5 protein-coding genes are annotated in these 5,316 nt (G+C 64.2%); all 5 read right to left on the reverse strand.

Annotated elements, in window-relative coordinates; translation table 11 throughout:
- The coding region (locus WCA85_RS30180; protein ID WP_424068541.1) for an ABC transporter permease at nt 1–1,166 on the reverse strand (1,166 nt) is incomplete at its 3' end.
- Between the two features lie 83 nt (nt 1,167–1,249).
- Complete coding sequence (locus WCA85_RS30185; RefSeq protein WP_424068537.1) at nt 1,250–1,861, reverse strand: DUF4126 domain-containing protein; 612 nt, start codon at nt 1,859–1,861, stop codon at nt 1,250–1,252.
- A 302-nt stretch (nt 1,862–2,163) separates the two neighbouring features.
- The gene (gene sugE, locus WCA85_RS30190; protein WP_424068538.1) at nt 2,164–2,484 is read right to left on the reverse strand and encodes a quaternary ammonium compound efflux SMR transporter SugE; all 321 of its coding nucleotides are present in this window, start codon (nt 2,482–2,484) and stop codon (nt 2,164–2,166) included.
- A 125-nt stretch (nt 2,485–2,609) separates the two neighbouring features.
- Nucleotides 2,610–3,308 (reverse strand): two-component system response regulator KdpE, encoded by a 699-nt coding sequence (gene kdpE / locus WCA85_RS30195; RefSeq protein WP_424068539.1) that lies wholly within the window; start codon nt 3,306–3,308, stop codon nt 2,610–2,612.
- Nucleotides 3,301–5,316 (reverse strand): DUF4118 domain-containing protein (locus WCA85_RS30200; protein WP_424068540.1); only part of this gene is annotated, 2,016 nt, incomplete at its 5' end. The genes WCA85_RS30200 and kdpE, both read right to left, overlap by 8 nt.

A 5,316-nucleotide genomic window follows, 5' to 3' on the forward strand; every position in this document is an offset into this window, starting at 1 on the left:
GTGCGCGCTTCCTCGCCCCACTCGCGGCGCAAGACCCGCACCGGAGGCACACGGGTGAGCGGCAGTAACGGCGGCAATGCGAAGCCGAGCAGCAGCACGAGACCGGCGGCGATCCCTTCGAGCGCCGGCCAGGCGGTAGGACGCGGCAGCACGACATCGATCAGGCTGCCGAGCCATGTCAGCAACGCCAGATGTCCTGCGTACCCCAGCAGCACACCGACTGCCCCGCCGATCAGCCCGAGCCCGAGAAACTCCAGAAAAAACAGCGAACGCAGCGTACGTTGGCTCACGCCAAGACAGCGCATGGCCGCGCACCCATCGAGATGGCGACGCATGTAGCGATGCGCGGCCATGGCAATAGCAACCGCCGCCAGCATGGCGGTAAGCAATGACACGAGAGTCAGAAAATGGCCCGCGCGATCCAGCGTCTCGCGGACCTGCGGCTGACCATCGTGCAGCGATTCGAGCGCGACGCCGCGCATCTTGCCGCCGTCCACACGTTCATGCGCCCACGCCGCGAACTTCCCTACCGGCCCAGTGGCGCCTGCAACCAGCAGGCGATACGTGACGCGGCTGCCAAACACGATCAAGCCAGTCGACGCCACTTCGTCGCCGCGCAACATCAGGCGCGGCGAGAAATTGACGAAGCCGAAACCGCGATCCAGTTCACGAGTGATGATCGCCGCAACCGTGAAGTTGCGATTTCCCACCCGCACCGTGTCGCCGATATGGATTTTCAACGCATCGAGCAGCGCCTGATCGACCCACACAGTGCCTGGAGCCGGAATCCCCTGCGCCGGATGATCAGGTGCGCCGGGTGCGCTCGTGATCCGCAGCGCGCCACGCAGCGGATACGCCGCCGATACCGCCTTCAACGCAGCGAGGCGCGACACCGGCTGAGCGCCGGTCGAGCTGATCATGCTGGGGAAAATGGCCGTGGTCGCCATCTGTAGGCCAAGCGATTTGGCCTGGTTGCTGAACTCGGGATCGACAGGATGGTCGGCCCGTACGATGAAATCCGCGCCGATCATGCGCCGTGCATCGCGTTCGAGCCCTTGATGCAAACGATCGGCGAGAAACCCTACGCTCGATAGCGCGGCAACCGCCAGCACGAGCGCGAGCAACAACATCGTAAGTTCACCGGCGCGCCAGTCGCGCTCGGTCATGCGCACGGCCTGGCGTAACAGATCGGCGACGCCAAACCGACGCCTTGGCGCCCCACGCGCCGACGAGACCGGCCTCGAAGCGCTCAATCGTGCCGGCTCCTGACGAGACGCGACACCATATGCGTCGCCATGCCGCGAAAACCGCCCTGCACGCCGCGCCAAAGACGCGGCAGCGCCCAGGCTGCCAGCATCAGAAAGCCCACCATCAGGAGCAGAAACAGCACCGGGACGAACAGCGCGAGCAGGATGCCGCCGAACACGAGCCCATCCTCAGCGGTGGACGTCACGACATTCGATACTGGCTCAGGTGACAGATTGATCAGCGCCCGCGTGCCCGCCTTTGCCAGATGGGCGGTGCCGGCGAGCGTGCCGCCTGCAAGCGCGGCGACTGTCAGCAGTGCGGGATCGGCATGGCCGAGCGCGCCGGCAGCCAGCACGGCGCCGGCCGGAATGCGGATAAAGGTGTGAATCGCGTCCCACAGGGAGTCGAACGCGGGAATCTTGTCGGCCAGAAACTCGGCGACGGTCAGCACGGCCGCCACGCCGATCACCCACGGCGAGGACAGTGCGGACAAGGTATCGGGCAAGTGGACAAGGCCGAGGCGCGCAAACACGCCGGCCAGCAGCACCGTGAGATAGAGGCGCAGGCCGCTGCCCCAGGACAGGCCCGCCGCAAGCGAAATTGGTTCAAGCATGGCCGCCTCCAGGCGCGCTGCGCGTGCCGGGCGCTTCAGTCCGCAGCGGGAGCCCGTTGCAGCGAAGCTGCCAGACCCGCGCCAAGCCGGACGCGGGATAGGTTCATTGGAATCGACTTCATTATAGCCACGTTAATTCGCAGACCGCAGAGCGGACTGCATTTTCCGGCGGGAATGGCCTCGGGTGCGGCCGCGTCATGACCCGAGCGAGGCCCCACGGGCCCTTAACGGATCAACTGGAAGAAATAGCGGCTAGCCCATATCGGACGGGCGATGCAGCCGCCCCAGCAACAGTGTGCGAGTCAATGTCCCGAAGAGAGTTTCAGCCCAATCAGCCCGATCACGATCAGTGCCGCGCTTGCCACACGCGCCGCGCTCAGCGCCTCGCCCAAGATGACGATGCCAAAAATAAACGCGCCAACCGCGCCAATTCCGGTCCACACCGCATAAGCCGTACCGAGCGGCAACTGACGCATGGCCATGGCGAGCAGGACGAAACTGCCAAGGGCCGTCACCACCGTAAATACGGACGGCCACAGCCGGGTGAAGCCTTCGGAAGTCTTGAGACCGGCTGCCCACGCGACTTCGAGCAGACCGGCAATTAGAAGAAGAATCCAGGACATGAGACAACTCCATTGATGAAATGGGGCCGTCCCCGTTGAAAGCGAATGCGCAAGGTCGTCCTTACGGACTGTAATTATATCAAGACTGAACTGGGGCGCAGGCGCGGGCTGCCGTTTGACGCCTTTCAAGCCGCGCCCACCAGCCGGTAACCCACCCCCGTCTCAGTGACGATGTGCTCGGGTTGCGCCGGGTCCCGCTCCAGCTTTTGGCGCAGGTGCGCCATGTAGATGCGCAGGTAGTGATGGCTCTCCACATGAGATGGGCCCCACACGTCGCGCAGCAACTGACGATGCGTCAGCACGCGACCCGCGTGGCGCACGAGCGTGGCGAGCAGGCGGTATTCGATCGGCGTCAGATGGATGGCGGCGCCTTCGCGCGTCACCTGGCGCAATGCCAGATCGACCGTCACGGCACCAAAATGCACCTGTGGCGATTCGTTCGCGCCGCCCTGGTTGCGCCGGCGCATAAGCGCCCGAATGCGCGCCAGCAACTCCGAAACGCCGAACGGCTTGGTCAGGTAGTCGTCGGCACCGGCGTCCAGCGCGGCGACCTTCTCGGTCTCCTGGGTGCGCGCCGACAGGACGATCACCGGCAACTCGCTCCAGCCGCGCAATTCGCGGATCACGTCGAGGCCGTCGGTGTCGGGCAGTCCCAGGTCGACGATCACGAGGTCCGGCTTGCGCGTCGCTGCTTCGACGAGACCCTGTTTGCCTGTCTCGGCGTCATGTACCACGATACCTTCCGCTTCCAGTGAGGCACGCACGAAACGGCGAATCTGCTTTTCGTCTTCAATCAGGACAACGGTGATGCTGGGGTCACTCATGAGTGGGCTTCGAAGTCTGCTTGGTTGACAGCTCTGGGAACAGATCGCCGGATGACTCGCGCGACCGTTCTCCATACTGCTCAGGTTCCAAGGCGCGGGGCGTTTGCAGCGCGCCCGGCGGCTTGGCATTGCTATCAGAGGATGACGACTTTTGCGGTACGCCCACGGCATCGGTGGCGGCGACGGTGGTGGCCACTACGCTGCCAACGGCCGGCAGCGCAACGGTATCACCATGTGGGCCTGACGAGGGAGTTGTGGAAGCCGCTTCTGAACCCTGGCCGCTAGCGAGGTCCGCCTCGGAATACTCACCGTGAACACCAGCGCCCTCCTCGCTCATCTCCTCCGACTCGTCCTCGTCTTCCAGCGCTTGCGGTGCAGGCGGCGGTGTTTCCACCGGCAACGTGAACCAGAAGCGGGCGCCTTCGACGTGACCATCCGCAGCGACCCGATTGACCGCGCCGATCGTTCCGCCGTGCGCGTCGACAATCGCCCGGCAAATCGCGAGACCGAGTCCGATGCCAGGCTTGGCCGACTCCTTCTCGCCGCGGGTGAATTTCTCGAACACGCGCGCTTCCATCCCCGTGGGCAAACCGGGGCCGGTATCGTCAATGGTGACGCGCACGAATGGTTTGCCATCCTCATCGATCTGCTGCGCGCCGATCACGAGCGGCGTATCGGCGGGGGTGTACTTGGCCGCATTCTCGAACAGGTTCGAGAACAGACGCTCCATCAGCACGGCGTCCAGTTGCAGCAGCGGCAAATCGGCAGCCAATTTCACCTGCACCGGATGATCCACCAGCACACGTTTGCACGCACGCAACGCCGCACCCACCGTCTCTTCCAGTAGCGACCATTGACGGTTCAGTTGCAAGCCGCCCGCCTGCAGGCGCGCCATATCCAGCAGATTCGTAACGATGCCGGTCATGCGCAGCGACTCTTCGTGGATCGCCTCGACAAGGTCGTCGCCAGGCTGTGGTACTGCGTGCCCTTCCCGACTCTGCGCGAGCATCGACGAAAAGCCGACGATCGTCGTGAGCGGCGTGCGCAGATCGTGCGAAATGGCGGACAGCAACGAATTGCGCAGGCGCTCCGATTCCATGTTGACGAGCGCATCGCGCGCAATATCGACGTAGTGCACCCGCTCCAGCGCCAGCGCAATCTGCGCGGCAAACGCATCAAGCATGCGCTGCTGCTCGGGCACATCGAGTTCGCGCTCGTCGCGCATCACCACTGCGAGCACGCCACGGGTTCGCATCGGCGCCTTCAGCGGCATATACAGTGCGGTCGCTGCGGGCAGCGTGTCGGTGCCGTGGCCCGCCGGCTTCTGCTGATCGTAGACCCACTGCCCCACATCGATATCGAGCGCGCTGCCTTCCAGCGTGACGGCCGCATCCGGGTCTTCGATCTTCTGCTTCACCTGATCCACGCTGTCCGGCAACAGGATCGCCACGCGCGCGCCAAACACCTCGCTGACGTGACGGCTGCCAATCCCGACGATCTGCTCCATCGTCAATGCCGCAGCCAGTTCACGCGCCATCGCATACATTGCGCCGGTGCGCTGTTCACGACGCCGCGCGACGCTCGCTTCGCGCCGCAGGCTCGAGGTCAGATGGCTGATCACGAGCGAGGTGAGCAACATGCTGAAGAAGGTCAGCAGATACTGCGTATCCGAGACAGAGAACGACATGTACGGCGGCACGAAGAAGAAATCGAACGCCGCCACACTGACAAACGACTGGACCACACCCGGCCCGCGTCCCAACTTTACTGCGCTGAAAATCACGCCGAGCAGGTAGAGCATGACCAGGTTGGTAGGATCGATATGATCGAACAACTGATTCGCCACCACCGTAATGCCCGCGCAGATCGTCAACGCCCAGCCATATGCGCGCGGCGGCGAACGGCGCTCGCGCGCCGCGCTCAACGCTTCGCGCCAGGCATTGACACCCTTGTCGAGGGCACCTTGCCGCTCCGCGCCGTCTCGTTCCTGCGACGCGCGAATCAAGGT

It is taken from the genome of Paraburkholderia sp., assembly GCF_049581445.1.
Classification (GTDB): Bacteria; Pseudomonadota; Gammaproteobacteria; order Burkholderiales; family Burkholderiaceae; genus Paraburkholderia.